Origin of the sequence: Psychrobacter sp. HD31, assembly GCF_051097895.1 — a bacterium.
Classification (GTDB): domain Bacteria; phylum Pseudomonadota; class Gammaproteobacteria; order Pseudomonadales; family Moraxellaceae; genus Psychrobacter.
Genome location: NZ_CP142525.1, coordinates 2038474 through 2055220 on the forward strand (window position 1 = coordinate 2038474; position 16747 = coordinate 2055220).

General features: G+C 38.6%; 17 protein-coding genes. 9 read left to right on the plus strand and 8 right to left on the minus strand.

All coding sequences use genetic code 11. From position 1 onward, the window contains the following. Positions 1-116 precede the first annotated feature (116 nt). Entirely contained in the window at positions 117-971 is an 855-nt protein-coding gene (gene lpxC / locus VH441_RS09200; RefSeq protein WP_434353348.1) for a UDP-3-O-acyl-N-acetylglucosamine deacetylase, read from the plus strand. A 467-nt stretch (positions 972-1438) separates the two neighbouring features. Here lpxC and VH441_RS09205 read toward each other — a convergent pair whose 3' ends face one another. Next, positions 1439-1819: a DciA family protein gene (locus tag VH441_RS09205; protein ID WP_434353349.1), complete on the minus strand. Its 381-nt coding sequence runs from the start codon at positions 1817-1819 to the stop codon at positions 1439-1441. 100 nt (positions 1820-1919) lie between these two features. Between VH441_RS09205 and VH441_RS09210 the strand changes: the two genes are divergently transcribed. Further along, complete coding sequence (locus tag VH441_RS09210; protein WP_434353350.1) at positions 1920-2675, plus strand: CHAP domain-containing protein; 756 nt, start codon at positions 1920-1922, stop codon at positions 2673-2675. A 120-nt stretch (positions 2676-2795) separates the two neighbouring features. Here VH441_RS09210 and VH441_RS09215 read toward each other — a convergent pair whose 3' ends face one another. After that, a complete protein-coding gene (locus VH441_RS09215) occupies positions 2796-3398 on the minus strand; it encodes a hypothetical protein (RefSeq protein WP_434353351.1) in 603 nt (200 codons plus the stop codon). 22 nt (positions 3399-3420) lie between these two features. Then, the gene (locus tag VH441_RS09220; protein WP_434353352.1) at positions 3421-3732 is read right to left on the minus strand and encodes a YhbY family RNA-binding protein; all 312 of its coding nucleotides are present in this window, start codon (positions 3730-3732) and stop codon (positions 3421-3423) included. A gap of 170 nt (positions 3733-3902) precedes the next feature. Between VH441_RS09220 and VH441_RS09225 the strand changes: the two genes are divergently transcribed. From VH441_RS09225 to VH441_RS09250, 6 genes are all read left to right on the plus strand, one after another. Continuing rightward, positions 3903-4535 carry an RlmE family RNA methyltransferase gene (locus tag VH441_RS09225; RefSeq protein ID WP_434353353.1) on the plus strand — a complete coding sequence of 211 codons (633 nt, stop codon included), beginning with the start codon at positions 3903-3905 and terminating at the stop codon, positions 4533-4535. A 174-nt stretch (positions 4536-4709) separates the two neighbouring features. After that, entirely contained in the window at positions 4710-6602 is a 1893-nt protein-coding gene (gene ftsH, locus VH441_RS09230; protein WP_434354394.1) for an ATP-dependent zinc metalloprotease FtsH, read from the plus strand. Positions 6603-6711: 109 nt separating this feature from the next. Beyond that, complete coding sequence (folP, locus tag VH441_RS09235) at positions 6712-7596, plus strand: dihydropteroate synthase (RefSeq protein WP_434353354.1); 885 nt, start codon at positions 6712-6714, stop codon at positions 7594-7596. Positions 7597-7655: 59 nt separating this feature from the next. After that, positions 7656-7925, plus strand: coding sequence for a succinate dehydrogenase assembly factor 2 (locus tag VH441_RS09240; RefSeq protein WP_434353355.1), 270 nt, complete (start codon positions 7656-7658; stop codon positions 7923-7925). Between the two features lie 64 nt (positions 7926-7989). Continuing rightward, positions 7990-8556 (plus strand): hypothetical protein, encoded by a 567-nt coding sequence (locus VH441_RS09245; RefSeq protein WP_434353356.1) that lies wholly within the window; start codon positions 7990-7992, stop codon positions 8554-8556. Positions 8557-8630: 74 nt separating this feature from the next. After that, positions 8631-9275: a YidB family protein gene (locus VH441_RS09250; RefSeq protein WP_434353357.1), complete on the plus strand. Its 645-nt coding sequence runs from the start codon at positions 8631-8633 to the stop codon at positions 9273-9275. Between the two features lie 58 nt (positions 9276-9333). Here VH441_RS09250 and VH441_RS09255 read toward each other — a convergent pair whose 3' ends face one another. From VH441_RS09255 to lon, 4 genes are all read right to left on the minus strand, one after another. Continuing rightward, entirely contained in the window at positions 9334-10293 is a 960-nt protein-coding gene (locus VH441_RS09255) for a regulatory protein RecX (RefSeq protein WP_434353358.1), read from the minus strand. Between the two features lie 126 nt (positions 10294-10419). Beyond that, positions 10420-11460, minus strand: coding sequence for a recombinase RecA (gene recA, locus VH441_RS09260; RefSeq protein ID WP_434353359.1), 1041 nt, complete (start codon positions 11458-11460; stop codon positions 10420-10422). 150 nt (positions 11461-11610) lie between these two features. After that, positions 11611-12213, minus strand: coding sequence for a flavin reductase family protein (locus VH441_RS09265; protein WP_434353360.1), 603 nt, complete (start codon positions 12211-12213; stop codon positions 11611-11613). Between the two features lie 212 nt (positions 12214-12425). Beyond that, on the minus strand, positions 12426-14891 hold the full coding sequence (gene lon / locus VH441_RS09270; RefSeq protein ID WP_434354395.1) for an endopeptidase La: 2466 nt from the start codon (positions 14889-14891) through the stop codon (positions 12426-12428). Positions 14892-15122: 231 nt separating this feature from the next. Here lon and VH441_RS09275 point away from each other — a divergent pair, with 231 nt between their 5' ends. Then, positions 15123-16436 (plus strand): Na+/H+ antiporter family protein, encoded by a 1314-nt coding sequence (locus tag VH441_RS09275; RefSeq protein ID WP_434353361.1) that lies wholly within the window; start codon positions 15123-15125, stop codon positions 16434-16436. 70 nt (positions 16437-16506) lie between these two features. Here VH441_RS09275 and VH441_RS09280 read toward each other — a convergent pair whose 3' ends face one another. Beyond that, positions 16507-16746 carry a hypothetical protein gene (locus VH441_RS09280; protein WP_434353362.1) on the minus strand — a complete coding sequence of 80 codons (240 nt, stop codon included), beginning with the start codon at positions 16744-16746 and terminating at the stop codon, positions 16507-16509. Between the last annotated feature and the right edge of the window lies 1 nt (position 16747).

The window sequence follows — 16747 nt, forward strand, 5'->3', positions numbered from 1 at the left end:
ATGACATGAAAGACTAACTGAAAAGTTAGTCTTTTTTTATGACTTGATGAAATAAAATGTTACAATATCTATACTAACGTCTGTTTTTTATTTAATTTGCATTTATTGAGTAAATCATGAAACAAAAAACCATCAAATCGGCGATAACGTCAAAAGGCATCGGCTTACATAGTGGTAAAGAAGTCACCTTGTCTTTTTTGCCTGCACCAGTCAACCATGGTGTTGTTTTTCAGCGAACTGACATGCCAAATCAGCCTTTCGTCCCTGCAATAGGCGAACTAGTGCATGACACCATGATGTCTTCTAACCTGACAAAAGATGGTGCATCTGTTGGTACGGTTGAGCATCTGCTAAGTGCAATCGCTGGATTAGAAATTGATAATTTGATTGTACAAGTTTCTGCCGCTGAGATGCCGATTATGGATGGAAGTGCGGCTGAGTTTGTTAAATTATTGTTAAAAGCAGGTATTGAAGAACAAACAACTAATAAAAAGTATTTACGTATTAAAAAATTAGTAAGAGTAGAAGAAGCAGATAAATGGGCTCAATTTACGCCATTAGATGGCTATGAGTTGCATTTTGAGATTGATTTTAATCACCCTGCAATTAACAAAACAGGGCAGAAAGCAAGCTTGGTCATGACGCCAGAAAACTATATAAATCAATTGAGCCAAGCACGTACGTTTGGCTTTTTGAAAGATATTGAGCTATTAAAACAAAATAATTTGGCGCTGGGTGGTAATCTTGATAATGCGATTGTATTAACTGATGATGAGATTATGAATAAAGAAGGTTTAAGATTTGATGATGAATTTGTTCGTCATAAAATCTTGGATGCCGTGGGCGATTTATTTTTGATTGGTTATCCGTTAAAAGCAAAATTTGAAGCCTATAAATCTGGTCATGGCTTAAATAACAAATTAGTTAGAGCAGTTTTGGCAGACCCTGATAACTATGAAATCATTGAGTAATTGTATAAAAAAGAAACAATAACTTTTTTTATTGCATTTTATTTTTTTAAAACAAAAATTTATAGAACAACTGCTGGAAATGTTTTAGTAATATTAAATATTTTGAAACAATTACAATAACATTGACTATCCCAAAAGTCTTTATTGATAAAAATGCGTCATAGCCAATAATAGCAAGCCTTAGGCACCCTCTTATTAAAGTTAACCTTGGTTATTAGGATACGGCTAGGGTACAATTGTTGGGTAATCGGCTAATTTATTTACATAAGTTTACAAAACTCTGTAACATTAGGTAAATTAAGTAAGCATAAGTAAACGTTAAAACTCAAGTAGATGGATGTGACAACCTCATAAAAGCTATGTTATAGTCGCAAAAGTTTTTGGATAAGCCTTGAAGTATTAGGTTTAACACAAGCCGTATTTGACATAAGCTATAACAAAGCCAAATTTAATAGGGTTGCATTTATCTATTTTGTAAGGTCTGGCAAGTTTGTCACAATTATCTTGAGTGTTAAAAGATCTTGAAATAATACAGATTGAGTCTGTAGTTCATTTAGGTATTGACTTTGCATATAGCGCATGTGGTTTGCAACGGTAATGGATGTAACAGAAACTGTTAATTCTGTGCTTGTAAACTTAACTACTTGACAGTTTTTTACGATGTCTTTTGGTAAGCCTGCTAAGGCATCATAAAGTACCGTTTTAAACTCATTAGTAGCAAGTTGTAGTTTTTGAAGGTGTGTCGAGATGTTATTTGGCAACCGACATCCAGCTTCTCGTTGTTTGTCAACTAAGCTACCAAATTGGTTTGTAAAGTTATGCTGTGTTAAGTCAGATTGTTGGCTCATATTAATCCAAAAAAAATATTTAAAGGTCATACGTCTATAGTATAAGATGAAGTGGCTGTTTTTGTTGAATTTTAGTAGTAAAAGTTTTTACAGGCGAGTTATGAAGAAAATCTTATTAATGATTACGGCATTGGGACTCACTACCTCACATGCCAGTGCAACAAACACGCAACCAGACTCTCAACAGATAGATAAGTTGGTTGCAGATTTAGAAGGTTGGAGTACTGCTAAAGCAAAATCTGGCTCACAAAGTAAGAGCGAAGCTTTATCAGATGACCTTTTTAATGAAATTCAAGCTCGACTAAGTGATGAAAACGAAGCTGCTGCAAGAGCTGAAGCAACTCGCCAAGCATTTTTAGATACAGATGCTGCTACTCGCAAAGCATTGGTATCATCAGAAATTGCGCCTGTTTATAATGGTGTGGGTGGTTCTTCTAAATTAACCAATCGTTCTGCGCCAGTAGTTGCTGCTAAAAGGGCATCTCGTTCAGCGCGTTCTCGTTCAGCTGGTTTGTGTGCAAAATATGTACGTATCGCATTACAGGCAGCAGGCTATAAATTTACGCCAAACCCATCGGCATACCAATATGCTACTCGTGGCACATTAGCAAAAGCAGGTTTCGCTAAAATTAGTAATAAGGCTAAACCACAAGTAGGTGATGTTGTTGTTATCAGTCGCTCACGCAAGCATCCACATGGTCATATTGCTATTTATGATGGTCGTAATTGGGTTTCTGATTTCCGTCAAAAACGTAAAAGTCCCTATCGTGAGTATTATAGCTACACAACATGGCGTGATGCACGTTACTTAAATGATGCCTCAAATCGTGGTACATACTTAGCATTAAATGATTAAGTTATTATCTATCTATTATCAAAGATTAGATTGAATTTAAAACTCAGTGAAATGCTGAGTTTTTTTGTGCCAAAAATTTGTCTTTCATACTTTGAGTCAATATTTTTGATTAAATGGGTATCAGTCAGAGATAGGAATCCAAAAATTTTGGTCATGAAAATCAGCCGGTGTTGCCTGTTCTTTTGCAAAAAATAAAGGCAGATGATTATTTTTTAAATATAGAATTAGGGTGGGATTAAAAAGAGTTGCAGATTTTAGGTGGTTGGGTAAGTTGTCCATATCAAACATAAATGTACGTTGATAAGTATCAGTTTGTTTTTGCCAGCTAATAATGGCATTTTCTGTTGAATTAATGGCGAGTGCTCTAGGCGGCATGCTTTTGGGGGTACGGTAGTCATCAAAGTGATAAATCGAAAAATACCCTTTAGGGCTGGCATTTATTTCGATGTATTCAGTATGGGTAATATCTCCGATAAAGCACTCCAAACAGGTGTCTTCCCACAAAAAATCTTTTTGTTGGAAAGAATTGTCATCTAATGTATGCCATATAACGTCAGGTTGCAGTTTTGTAGGTATTAAAATATCAAAGCTAACTTTGAGCAAGTGGTTAACTATCTCAAGGTTAGCGGTAATTTTGATATTTTTTATATGGGTAATAAGCGTGTTTGACTTTAAACCAGACAGCGACTCTTTTGCTATCTTTAATACAAAGTTCTGTTGCATGGTATGCTGCTTATGGGTGTGGTTAGTAGGTATAACGCACTATATTTGATAAGTTTGGGTTTGCGTCAGGATTTTGACGTAATAGTAAACCCATACGACCAATGCTATGTACCATTTTCGAGTTGGTTGCTTCGGCAAGCTCATTTGCCATTTGTTCTCGCTCATCTTTGCTACCAGCAGGCAGGCGCACTTTAATGAGCTCGTGGTCATTTAAGGCACGGTCAGTTTCATCAATAATGTTTTGAGTTAGCCCTTTACCACCAATGGTTACGACTGGCTTTAGATGATGACCAATGCCACGTAGGCGTTTGATAGTTTCGTTATCAAGTTGCATAGAGTACCTTGTTTTTTAATAAATAATTAAATCAATCAATAATTGAGTAATGTTAAAGCCCATTATAAAATATCTTGGTTTTTTTTGATATAAACATTTGCTATCAAAGCGATTTAATCAACAAAAAATGATAGAATTAATCATATTTTTTATTAATGCAGGCAATAAAATTGGCAACTCGTATTACCAACAAAACCTTATCTAAAAGTAGCAAAGCGTGGATGAAAGAACACCTTGATGACCATTATGTTAAACAAGCACACAAAGATGGTTACCGAGCACGTGCCGCTTATAAGTTAACTGAAATCAATGAAAAAACCAAGCTAATTAAACCAGGGATGACCGTTGTTGATTTAGGCAGTGCCCCAGGGAGTTGGTCTCAGGTAGCTGGACGTATCGTTGGTGATACGGGGGTGATGATCGCCTCTGATATTTTGCCAATGGATAAACTTGAAAATGTGACATTTATTCAGGGGGATTTTCGTGAACAGGATGTTTTTGACAAAATTATGGCAGAAGTTGCAGGGCGTCAGGTAGATGTTGTATTGTCTGATATGGCACCTAATACTTCTGGAAATAAAGCGGTTGACCAACCTCGCATGATGTATTTGTGTGAACTGGCAGTAGACTTTGCATTAAGTGTTTTGCCAAAAGATGGTGCGCTAATCATGAAAGTGTTTGAAGGGGAAGGCTCTCAGGTGTTGCGTCAACAAATACAAAAGCAATTTACAAAAGTAAAAAGTATTAAACCGGCAGCGTCTCGTGCCCGAAGTAAAGAGATATTTTGGATTGCGATTAAATAACAATAATTCAATAAACTTGTCTAAATTAAATGGAATTTATCTAAATGGGCTTGAATTTTTTAAATTGAATACTCATATCATGATATATTAGTAACTATTTTTTATACTCATACTGCTTTATTAGCAGCGATGAGTGTGCCTCTACCGTAAAGGATGGAAAAGCTTGTGAGCGATATGCTAAAAAAAGTCTTGCTTTGGCTTGTTGTCATAGGGACTGTTGTACTTGTTTTTAGTGGTTTTGACAGATCGACAAAGTCAGATTCACTCAATTACTCTGAATTTGTAACTGCTGTGGCAGATAATCAAATTAGCAGTGTTAAAATTGATGGTGAACAAATCACTGGTGAAAAGAAAAATGGATCGGAGTTTTCTACTATCCGCCCAGGGATAACCGATGATGAGCTCATGCCAATGTTGCGTGAACATAAGGTTGCTGTTGAAGGTGCCGCACCAGAGCGTCAAAGTATATTGATGCAACTATTGATTGCCAGCTTCCCAATCTTATTAATTATTGGCTTATTCATGTTGTTTATGCGTAATATGCAAGGTGGCGTTGGTGGTGGCGGTGGCCGCAACCCAATGAGCTTTGGTAAATCAAAAGCCAAAATGTTGGGTGAAGATGACATTAAAGTAACTTTTGCAGATGTGGCGGGTTGTGAAGAAGCAAAACATGAAGTTGTAGAAATTGTTGACTTTTTACGTGATCCAAGCAAGTTTACTAAACTTGGTGCAACAATCCCTCGTGGTGTGTTAATGGTTGGACCCCCAGGGACAGGTAAAACCTTGCTTGCTAAAGCCATTGCGGGTGAGGCAAAAGTACCGTTTTTTACCATTTCAGGTTCTGATTTTGTTGAAATGTTTGTCGGTGTTGGTGCATCTCGTGTGCGTGATATGTTTGACCAAGCTAAAAAAAATGCGCCTTGTATCATTTTTATTGATGAGATTGATGCAGTGGGTCGCCATCGTGGCTCTGGCATGGGTGGTGGACATGACGAGCGTGAGCAAACGCTTAACCAATTATTGGTAGAAATGGATGGTTTCGAAGGCAATGATGGTGTGATTGTGATTGCGGCTACCAACCGTGCAGATGTATTAGATAAAGCACTTCTGCGTCCTGGTCGTTTTGACCGTCAGGTGCAAGTTGGCTTGCCAGATATTAAGGGGCGTGAGCAAATTCTTAACGTACACCTTAAAAAATTGCCAGCAACAGTTGGTGTGGATGCCAGTGTGTTGGCACGAGGTACGCCAGGTTTTAGTGGTGCACAACTTGCAAATCTTGTTAATGAGGCTGCTTTATTTGCTGCTCGTCATAACAAAAAAAGTGTGGATATGCACGACTTTGAAGAAGCAAAAGATAAGTTGTATATGGGTCCTGCTCGTAAATCGCTTGTATTGCGTGAAGAAGAACGTTTATCAACTGCTTATCATGAGGCAGGGCATGCATTAGTTGCTGAGCTATTGCCAGACACTGACCCTGTACATAAAGTAACGATTATGCCACGTGGTTTTGCGTTGGGTGTTACTTGGCAGCTACCTGAGTATGATCAAACCAGCCAAAACAAAAAAGATTTGTTAAACAATATCGCTGTATTGTTTGGTGGACGTATTGCAGAAGAGGTGTTTGTTGATCAAAAATCAACGGGTGCTTCTAATGACTTTGAGCGTGCAACTAAATTAGCGCGTGCAATGGTAACCAAATACGGTATGTCTGAAGCCATGGGTATTATGGTATATGAAGACGATGATAGCTCGCAGGGTTACTTTAGTAGTAGTAACCGAACTATTTCTGAGGCAACTCAGCAAAAAGTTGACGAAGAAGTACGCCGCATTCTTGAAGAGCAATATGATGTGGCGCGTACTTTGATCGAAGACAACAAAGACAAAATGCACGTAATGGCAGATGCTTTAATGAAGTGGGAAACCATAGACAGAGATCAAGTACTAGATATCATGAATGGACTAGAGCCACGTGAGCCTAAAGACTATCAGGTTAAAGATGTGACTCCTAATAATAAAGGCAATGACAATGGTTCTAGTCAATTGCCACCGCCGCTACCAGCGATGTAAATATTGCTAATCTAACGTAAAAGCCCTTATCAAAATTGATAGGGGTTTTTTTGTTCGTGCTATAATAGCAGCGTAATTTAATTAATAAGTGTTAAGTAGTCTGTACATTATGAAGCTCACAACATTACCTGCCTATAAAATTACCTACCATGATAAAACACTGGATTTAAGTAAGCCTCATATTATGGGTATCTTGAATGTCACACCAGACTCTTTTTCTGATGGTGGTGAGTTTGTAAATATTAACAATGCCGTTAACCATGCAAAACAAATGATTGCTGAAGGCGCTAGTATCATTGATATTGGTGGTGAATCAACACGCCCTAATGCAGACAAAGTGAGTATAGAAGAAGAGTTACACAGAGTATTGCCAGTGATTAAAGCGTTAAGAGAAGCGCTTGGTAAAGAGGTTTGGCTATCGATTGACACCAGTAACCCTGAGGTAATGCAACAAGCGGTGGAAGCGGGTGCAGACATTGTTAATGATGTGCGTGCTTTAAAACGTCAGGGCGCAGCTGAAATAGTTTCAGCGCTCAAAGTGCCCGTTATCCTTATGCATATGCGGGGTGAACCGGCGACCATGAATGGGCTGGCAAATTATGATAACGTGATGCAAACGATAAAATTAGAGTTAACCGAACGCATTAATGCGGCAGTTTCAGCGGGTATTAACCCACAAAATATTATTATAGATGCTGGGTTTGGTTTTGCAAAAGAGTATGCGCATCACTGCAAGATGTTGGATAATTTTAGTGAATTTACAGAAATGGGATATCCCGTTATGTTTGCTGTGTCTCGTAAGCGTTTTTTAGGTGAGGTTTTAAATAATAGCAACGCCCCTGCGTTAATGGCACATGAAACAAAAGACAGAGACCCTGTGGGTATGGCAGCAGCATTGTTAGCAGTACAGCAAGGTGCCAGTATTGTACGAACCCATAATGTGGGTATAACAAAACAAGCATTGAGTTTGTGGGAACAATTAGCAGTTAAGTAACTGTAAGTACCAGTTATTGAAACTATTAAGTCTTAATTATTAACCATGAGGAGCAAGCCATGAGCGAGCAAAACAAAATAGAACCAACATTGGAGCAACGCCGTATCATTTATCAAGCACGTCGTGGATTAAAAGAATTAGATGTGTTTATTGATCCATACGTTAGACAAAGGTTTCTTACTGCCAGTGAAGAGGAGCAAGTAACATTTGCAAAATTACTTACTTTTGAAGATCCAGATTTGCTAGACTTTTTTATGAATCAACAAACGCCTGATGATGCAAAAATAGCTGAGTTAATTAACATCATGAAACAATTAGTCTTGGCTTAATGGCAGTTGTTTTCATATCAGTAAGCAGGCTTATTAACATTAAAGGCAAAGACCAAATACCAAGATGGAAGGTTTTAACACATGGCGATTGGATACGCCAATTAAAAGAAATAGCAAATTTAAATGGCTAATCATAAGTTGCTGGTTGGCGATTTTGTTATGGATGGTCGTGCTTTTTAAGTTGGCTTGGTGGCAGGCTACTATTGTAATAATGAGTGGTGTTTTTGCCATGCTGTTGGCTAGTTGGTGGCGGTATCCTGTTATTCATTTAACTCAGCCAAGTACGCATAATAAAAATAAACTTTGGCAAATTTATATTGGGCATAAAAAGCACAATCCGTGGTCTTCAATATTTTTGATGTTTACAAAAAACCAATATGATAATCATGCTCAAATTAATGAAAAAATAATGTGGCAGGGTGACTTGTGCGATGCCAAAGATTTTGGCAATTGGGTGTTGTTAAGATTTCAGGTTGTTGAACCTTTTGCCCGACCCTTAACACTGGTGATTTTTAGAGACCAGATAGAACCTCTGTTATCAACCTCTATGCAGGATAAGAAAAACGCTGATAAACACCATGATAACTGGCGGTTACTTAAGACCATAGCACGGTTATCACGTAACAAATAAAACACATAAAAACTAATCAGATTTGTTATAGTGATAATGTGGTTATTAAATTTCACAAAAAAGGAATAAATTTTATGAGCAGTTTATTAGGTAATTTAATTACGCAAGTTGCAACCAGTGCATTAACAAAAGATTCGCCACAACAATCACTTAACCCAACAGGTGACCTTGGCAGCATTTTAGGCAATGTGTTAGGTAGTACAATGGGTGCACAACAACAAAATAATCAATTTGGTTTGGATGATGTATTAGGGAGTGTCCTTGGTGCACAGCAAGCAAATGCAAACACTGGTGGCGGTTTAGGCTCTATTTTGGGTAGTGTGCTTGGCAACAAGCAAAGCTCTGGTCAGGGCATGTTGGTTGCTGTATTGTTGCCTATGGTTTTAAACTGGGTACAAAGTAATGGTGGTTTATCTGGTGCATTGGCTAAAATTCAGGGTATGGGTATGCAACAGCAAGCGGATTCTTGGATGAGCACCAGTCAGGCTAATACTAACCTAAGTTTAGAGCAAGTTGGTCAGCTATTTGGTCGCAATGAGATTAGCCAAGTTTCGCAACAAACAGGGGCGAATGAAAACATGGTAATGCAAGGTATTTCTGAGCTATTACCCGAGGTGATGAACCAGCTAACTCCACAAGGTGGGATGCAAGCTGAGTCGCAAGCTAATCAAGAGATTGGTGATATTCTTGCTCAATTGGCTGGCGGCATATTACGTTAATATTAACGTTAAAGTCCGTTTACTAATTTTTGAAAACCCATGATTTTTGTCATGGGTTTTATTTTTCTAAAGTTTCTAAATTATATTTTAGTGCTTCAAAGCAAATATCTGTTTTAAAGCCACGATATTGCAAAAATCTGAGTTGTTTTGCTTTCTCTTTTTGTGCCATTGGGATGTGGTCACCATATTTTTTTACTCTGGCTTCAACTGCTAACGATAACCAATCGACTTTATCTGTACCACTATTATCTATAAAATCGGCAAATTCATCAGATTCGGCATTTGCCATGTCAATTAATTCATCAATGTTATTGGGTACGGCAAGTTTACGTTCAAAAAAGTCTTGTTCAATGCGCCTGCGTCCTCTTCCTTTACGGATACTTGCCCTTATTAGCATAAGCGCCGTTCGCATCTCACTTTGGTAACCTTTTTCTGCAAATTCGGCAAGTAGCGCATCAATTTTGTCGGGGTCTTGATTTTTTGCTAGCAACTTTGTTTTTAATTCACTTGCGGAGTGCTCTCTAACTGATAAATAATAAAAGGCCAGCCAACGTAGTCGGCTATTGGATTTTATTTCATTGATTTCAGCTTGGCGTTGTTCGGGTGTTTTTAGCTCGTTTTGTAATTTTTGAGTTAAGTTATCTAGCTGATTATGGTTAGCTGAATGCCCATGATTACTGACATCGTCATTTTTTATCTCTTGTAAAATCGACTTTATATCGAGTTTTTTAGATGGTTCGGTTGTCGGTTGAGCGTTAGATGTTGCTATTGAGGCGTTATGTAAAGGCTTGTTTTTTTTATGTTGGCGAGTGTTATATGCCTTTTTGTGAGTTTTATGCTGTTTATAAGGTGATTTTTTATTTTGCCCATGTTTTTTAGGCATCTTAGGCGTAGGATGCGTCTCTTTAAAAAAGTCTACCGATAAAGGTTCACTTGGCTGGCTATTATCAACATTATTGGCATCTTTAGCTTTGATGTTGTTTTCTGCAAGAATGTCGGCAAGTGTTTTAATTTGCATGGTCATTGATTTAAAGCGAAGACGTTATCTAAAGCAGTGATAGGATGTATTGTCGATTTTAAAGGAGACTTTCCCTATTAGCCCATCAATTAATAGACTAATAGGGTAATATTAAGGTATTAGTTTTTAGCCTTGTGGTGCTGTTTCTTGATTACCCTTATCTGATTTTGGGGCACCCGTATTTAGTTTTTCTTCACGGATTTTATCTTCAATTTCTTTAGCGATTTCTGGATTTTCTGCTAAATATTTAACTGAGTTTGCTTTACCTTGTCCAATTTTATCATCGCCATAGCTGTACCAAGCACCTGCTTTGCCAACCAAGCCCATATCTACACCAAGGTCAATTACTTCGGCAAGGTGGTTGGTGCCTGAGCCGTAGGTGATTTCAAATTCTGCTTGGCGGAACGGTGGTGCCATTTTATTTTTGATAACCTTAACGCGCGTTTGGTTACCAACAATTTCGTCACCTTCTTTAATAGAACCAATACGGCGGATGTCCATACGAACAGAGGCATAGAATTTAAGAGCATTACCACCGGTTGTGGTTTCTGGGCTACCAAACATAACGCCAATTTTCATACGGATTTGGTTAATAAATACAACCATACAGTTAGAGCGTTTAGCATTACCTGTAATCTTACGCAGTGCTTGGCTCATCAAGCGAGCTTGCAAGCCCATGTGTGAATCACCCATTTCACCTTCAATTTCTGCTCTTGGAGTTAATGCGGCAACTGAGTCAACAACAATCATGTCAATGGCACCAGAGCGCACGAGCATGTCGGTAATTTCAAGTGCTTGTTCGCCGTTATCTGGCTGAGATACAAGCAAGGCATCGGTATCTACCCCCAGCTTACGGGCATAGATTGGGTCTAAGGCGTGCTCGGCATCAATAAAGGCGCAAGTACCGCCGGATTTTTGGCATTCTGCAATTGCTTGTAAAGTTAGAGTAGTTTTACCTGAACTTTCTGGACCATAAATTTCTATAATACGTCCTTTTGGTAAACCGCCAATGCCTAAAGCAATATCTAAACCAAGCGAACCAGTAGAAACCACGTCAACATCTAGGGCAACCGAATCATCACCTAAGTGCATGATGGTATTTTTACCAAATTGTTTTTCAATTTGCCCTAAGGCAGCTTTAAGTGCTTTTTCTTTATTTGCATCCATGTTGGCTCCAAACCTAATATATATAAATAATTGTGCTGTTATAGTAACAGAAATTTACTACAAAATCAGGTAATAAAAAACCTACACGACCCTTATTGTCGCATAGGTTTAGTCATTTATATGAAGCAGTTATATGGTTAACTGAGCTGATTAAGGTCTTGCTAAATCAATCAGCTCATTTGTGGTTGAGTATAGGTTACCGCCCATTTTTCCAACACTATCTAACGCCTTTTGATTAATCATGCCATCGTTTAGCAAGGCATCATTAACATAAATATTTTTAACATCCAGCAACACAAGGCTACCACCTGCTGGTTCAGTACTAATATTAATTACATCTCTAAGGGTGCACTCGTATCTTACGGGTGAGTCTTTAACAGACAAAGGTGCAACACCATGGCTTGGGCATGTGGTAATTTTTGCAAAGTCAAACTCACTTTCATTAGGTGGCAATGCTTTGCAAGATAAGTTCATTTGATTTAATAGGTTTGAATTAACAATATGAACAACGCACTCTTTTGTATCTAATAAATTACCCAGAGTATCTTTATTTGAACCAGACTGCTGCATGATTTGGGTAAAGCATAATACAGGCGGGTTAGTACTGGCTACGGTAAAAAAGGAGTATGGTGCAATGTTGTGAATACCATCAATCGATAGCGTGCTAATCCAGGCAATAGGGCGGGGAGTAATGCCCCCAACGAGTATTTTTTGCATGCTTTGGTTGTCGAGCGTTGCTGGATCAAAAATCATGGTTACTCCTTTTTATTAAATAACTTAAAACCATTTGATTTAATAGTGTTTTTTGTGTGGTGAATGAATGCGACACACCGTTATAGTTTATGTGATTATATAATGTTGAAAGTAAAGCTGAAAGTACGTTGATATAAAAAAACACCACCGTATAGTCACACAGTGATGTTTTAAAGGAGGTTAGGCTTTGTACGCCTAAGGATTAGTGGAATTTAGCTCCTTAAAGCTTTATCAGACTGAGTGGTATCTACCGCTACTTTTTTGAGTTTGATTGGTTTTGGCATTTTTACTAATGCGGCTTTTAAAACTTCATCAATGGTCGCAACAGGTTGAATGGTCAAACCTTCTTTTACATGCTCAGGTATTTCTGCTAAGTCTCGTTCATTGGATTCAGGAATCAACACAAGCTTAATACCACCACGGTGTGCTGCTAACAGTTTTTCTTTTAACCCACCAATCCGCAATACTTGTCCACGTAAAGTGACTTCACCTGTCATGGCGATATCTGGGCGTATGGCAATGTTAGTCATTGCAGAAACCAAAGCGGTTGTTAGTGCAATACCGGCAGAGGGTCCATCTTTAGGGGTGGCGCCTTCTGGCATATGGACGTGCACATCCGTTGATTTGACTTTGTTGTAGTCAATACCCAGTAGTTCACCACGAGAGCGAACAACGCTCATGGCTGCTCTAATTGACTCTTTCATGACATCACCTAGCGAACCTGTATAAACAAAGTCACCTTTGCCGGGCATGGTAATGGTTTCAATAGTTAATAGTTCTCCGCCAACAGATGTCCATGCCAAACCAGTTACTCGTCCAACTTCTGGTTTTTCTTCTGCTAAACCATAGTCGTATTTATGTACGCCTAGGTAGTCAGCGATATTTGAGGCATCAACCGTGGTCAGCATTCTATCTTGTTTTTTAGGGGTACGTTTGCCATGTTTTTCAACCAAACCACGGACAACCTTACGGCTAATTTTGCTGACTTCTCTTTCTAAATTACGTACGCCAGCCTCACGTGTGTATCGTTGAACAATGCTTTGCAAGGCATCTTTGGTGATTGCTAATTCACCTTCTTTTAAGCCGTTTTCTTTTATGGCACGTGGCACTAAATATTGCTCGGCAATGTTAATTTTTTCATCTTCTGTATAGCCAGGTAGGTTAATGACTTCCATACGGTCAAGCAAGGCAGGGGGTATGTCCATGCTATTGGCTGTACAAATAAACATCACTTGTGACAGGTCTAAGTCCATATCTAGGTAATGGTCGTTAAAGCTGTTATTTTGCGAAGGATCTAACACCTCAAGTAATGCAGAAGCAGGGTCACCTCTAAAGTCTTGCGCCATTTTGTCAATTTCATCAAGCAAAAATAGTGGGTTATTAACTTCAACTTTTGTTAATGACTGTACAATTTTGCCAGGCATAGCACCAATATATGTGCGGCGATGCCCACGGATTTCTGCTTCATCACGCACGCCGCCAAGTGCCATACGCACAAACTCACGTCCTGTAGCATGGGCAATAGACTTACCTAATGAGGTTTTACCAACACCTGGTGGACCTACTAAGCAAAGGATTGGTCCTTTAATTTGTTTAACGCGGGATTGTACGGCTAAGTATTCTAAAATACGGTCTTTCACATCATCTAGCCCATAATGGTCGGCATCTAAAGTTTTTTTGGCTTTAGGTAGTTGTATGCTGACTTTACTGGACTTTTTCCATGGTGTATCTAAAATCCACTCAATATAGTTGCGTACCACCGATGATTCTGATGATGCTGGCGGCATCATTTTAAATTTTTTAAATTCTTGTTCGGCTTTTTTACGGACATCATCTGGTAAATCGGCATCTTTTAGGCGTTGTTCTAGTTCACTTAAGTCATCTTCGCTATCAAACAGAACACCATCGTTCATGTCATTAAGCTCACTTTTAATTGCCTTCATTTTTTCATTTAAAAAATACTCGCGCTGGTTGTCTTCCATTTGTTTGCGCACGGCATCTTGGATTTCTTGCTCAATACTTTGCTCGGCACTTTGTTTTACCAAATATTCGGTTAAAGTGTTGATGTGCTTGCTTAAGTCGTCTTCTTCTAAGAATTGTTGTTTAACGTTTAAGTCCATAGAAACACGAGTTGAGATAAAGAAAATCAACTCTTGTAAGTCTTCAATACGTTCGGCAACTCGGGTGAGTTCTCGGGCATTTCTTAAACGAGCATTTGCATAGTCATTAAACAACCCAAGTAATGCTTTTTTGGTGTTTTCAACCTGATTATCATCCATAGGGATTGATAAGTCGCTACGCTCAAAATTTGCCATGATTAAGTGCTCATGGTCAATGACTTCATCAACGCGTGCTCTAAATTCGCCTTCAATCAACACTTTGATACAGTTTTCATCACTGTCATGCGGCATGGTGCTGATAATGCGCGCAATGGTACCATATTGGTAAAGGTTGTCTTGGCTGATGTCTTCGGTTAATGAATCTTTTTGCGCAACTACCAAAATTTGGCTGTTGTATTCATCTTGAGCCAGTTCGATTGCTTTAATAGAAGGGGTGCGCCCAACAAATAAGGCAATTTGCATGTGTGGATAAACCACAACATCTCGCAAGGCAAGTAGTGGTAAATGAGTTGGGTTTGTGGTTTGTGTTTTTTCTTCTTGAGCGTTTTGCTCATCCATAGCTAATTTGTTATCTGGTAAATCTGACATTTATTAACATTCCTACCCGATTGGGTTTTCAAATCGTACTTATTACTAGAATTTTTACTTTATTAATTAATAAATGGAGTTTGGGTGTAAAAATACAAGGTTGATTATGATGTTAGACTTTGTTTTTATTGGTCAAAGGCTTATACATATTAGGATTAGTGGTATAATAAATAGTTTTGATGCATTGATTTGGAGGGCAAAATGAATGCAGTTTTAGTGGCGGTATTAATCATGCTTGGGCTATCTTTGGCTCGTGTACACGTAGTACTGAGTTTGTTGGTGGCGGCAATTATAGGTGGTCTGTTAGCTGGTTTAGGGCTTGAAAATACGCTAACAGCGTTTCAAGAAGGCATAAAAAACGGTTCTGAGATTGCACTATCCTATGCATTACTAGGGGCATTTGCAGTTGCGATTGCGCACTCTGGTCTACCACGACTATTATCAGATAAGGTGGTGCATAGCATCAAAAGTACAAATGGCTCAAGTACCATTAAATGGGGCTTATTTGTTGGTTTGGTTGTGATGAGTTGTTTTAGCCAAAACTTGATACCTATTCATATTGCGTTTATCCCGCTTATTGTGCCACCGTTACTTATTGTGTTTAACAAAATGCAAGTTGATAGAAGACTGCTTGCCTGTTTGATAACCTTTGGTTTAGTAAATACCTATATGTTTTTGCCATACGGATTTGGTGATATTTATTTAAACCAAATTATGCTAAAAAATGTGGCAGAAGCAGGGCTAGATACAAGCAATATCTCTGTTATGAAAGCAATGGCAATACCTGCTCTGGGCATGTTGTTGGGCTTATTATTTGCTGTGTTTGTTAGTTACCGTAAACCAAGAGTTTATAAAAACATAGCAGTTAGCCAAAATGCACAAACAGAGCAAGCACCTAGCCCATTAAAAACGGTCATTGCGATGCTTGCGATTATCACAGCATTTGTGGTGCAGTTGGTTACTGGCTCTTTATTGCTTGGCTCATTGTTTGGTTTTGGTGTGTTTATGGCAACGGGTGTTGTAAAGTGGCATGAGGCCGATGGTGTATTTAACGATGGCGTTAAAATGATGGCGATGATTGGTTTTATCATGATTACGGCACAAGGTTTTGCCGAAGTAATGAAAACAACCGAGCAAATTCAACCTTTGGTTGATGGCGCAGCTGAGATGTTTGCTGGTAACCAAGCGATGGCAGCCTTTATTATGTTGCTTATAGGGTTGGTAGTCACTATGGGGATTGGTTCATCTTTTTCTACCATTCCTATTATTGCAGCAATTTATGTCCCTTTATGTGCTTCTATGGGGTTTTCGCCTCTTGCCACAGTTGCCATTATTGGTACAGCCGGAGCATTGGGAGATGCCGGTTCGCCAGCGTCTGATTCAACATTAGGTCCTACCTCTGGTTTGGCAGTAGATGAGCAACACGACCATATTAAAGACAGTGTTATCCCAACCTTTATCCACTATAACATCCCGTTGTTGATATTTGGTTGGATTGCAGCAATGGTGCTTTGATGCGGTTTTGATGGGGCTTATTTGCTCATACTAAATGAATAATATGAAGCTTGTATGTTGCAGAAATGGGTTAATCTTTAAACTCATCAATATCATGTTTTGTTGAGCTTAAAAAGGCATCGCTTTGGTTAAGTAATGCCTCTAACCGTTTTGGGTTAATAATGTTGGCAAGTTCTGCCTCATTAAATTGGGCATCTTCAATAGTTGCTAGTGCGGTATCATTTGTGATGGCTTGCTCTAATTGGGCAAGATGATTATCTACCGTATTTGCAATCGGATTATCAAAAGTGTCATTGTGTTTATGTGGCATT

Bases quoted from the DNA above. Each gene is read 5' to 3' on its own strand.
- lpxC (WP_434353348.1), top strand. From the start codon at position 117: ATGAAACAAAAAACCATCAAATCGGCGATAACGTCAAAAGGCATCGGC.
- VH441_RS09205 (WP_434353349.1), bottom strand. From the start codon at position 1,819: ATGAGCCAACAATCTGACTTAACACAGCATAACTTTACAAACCAATTT.
- VH441_RS09210 (WP_434353350.1), top strand. From the start codon at position 1,920: ATGAAGAAAATCTTATTAATGATTACGGCATTGGGACTCACTACCTCA.
- VH441_RS09215 (WP_434353351.1), bottom strand. From the start codon at position 3,398: ATGCAACAGAACTTTGTATTAAAGATAGCAAAAGAGTCGCTGTCTGGT.
- VH441_RS09220 (WP_434353352.1), bottom strand. From the start codon at position 3,732: ATGCAACTTGATAACGAAACTATCAAACGCCTACGTGGCATTGGTCAT.
- ftsH (WP_434354394.1), top strand. From the start codon at position 4,710: ATGCTAAAAAAAGTCTTGCTTTGGCTTGTTGTCATAGGGACTGTTGTA.
- folP (WP_434353354.1), top strand. From the start codon at position 6,712: ATGAAGCTCACAACATTACCTGCCTATAAAATTACCTACCATGATAAA.
- VH441_RS09240 (WP_434353355.1), top strand. From the start codon at position 7,656: ATGAGCGAGCAAAACAAAATAGAACCAACATTGGAGCAACGCCGTATC.
- VH441_RS09245 (WP_434353356.1), top strand. From the start codon at position 7,990: ATGGAAGGTTTTAACACATGGCGATTGGATACGCCAATTAAAAGAAAT.
- VH441_RS09250 (WP_434353357.1), top strand. From the start codon at position 8,631: ATGAGCAGTTTATTAGGTAATTTAATTACGCAAGTTGCAACCAGTGCA.
- VH441_RS09255 (WP_434353358.1), bottom strand. From the start codon at position 10,293: ATGCAAATTAAAACACTTGCCGACATTCTTGCAGAAAACAACATCAAA.
- recA (WP_434353359.1), bottom strand. From the start codon at position 11,460: ATGGATGCAAATAAAGAAAAAGCACTTAAAGCTGCCTTAGGGCAAATT.
- VH441_RS09265 (WP_434353360.1), bottom strand. From the start codon at position 12,213: ATGATTTTTGATCCAGCAACGCTCGACAACCAAAGCATGCAAAAAATA.
- lon (WP_434354395.1), bottom strand. From the start codon at position 14,891: ATGGATGAGCAAAACGCTCAAGAAGAAAAAACACAAACCACAAACCCA.
- VH441_RS09275 (WP_434353361.1), top strand. From the start codon at position 15,123: ATGAATGCAGTTTTAGTGGCGGTATTAATCATGCTTGGGCTATCTTTG.
- VH441_RS09280 (WP_434353362.1), bottom strand. From the start codon at position 16,746: ATGCCACATAAACACAATGACACTTTTGATAATCCGATTGCAAATACG.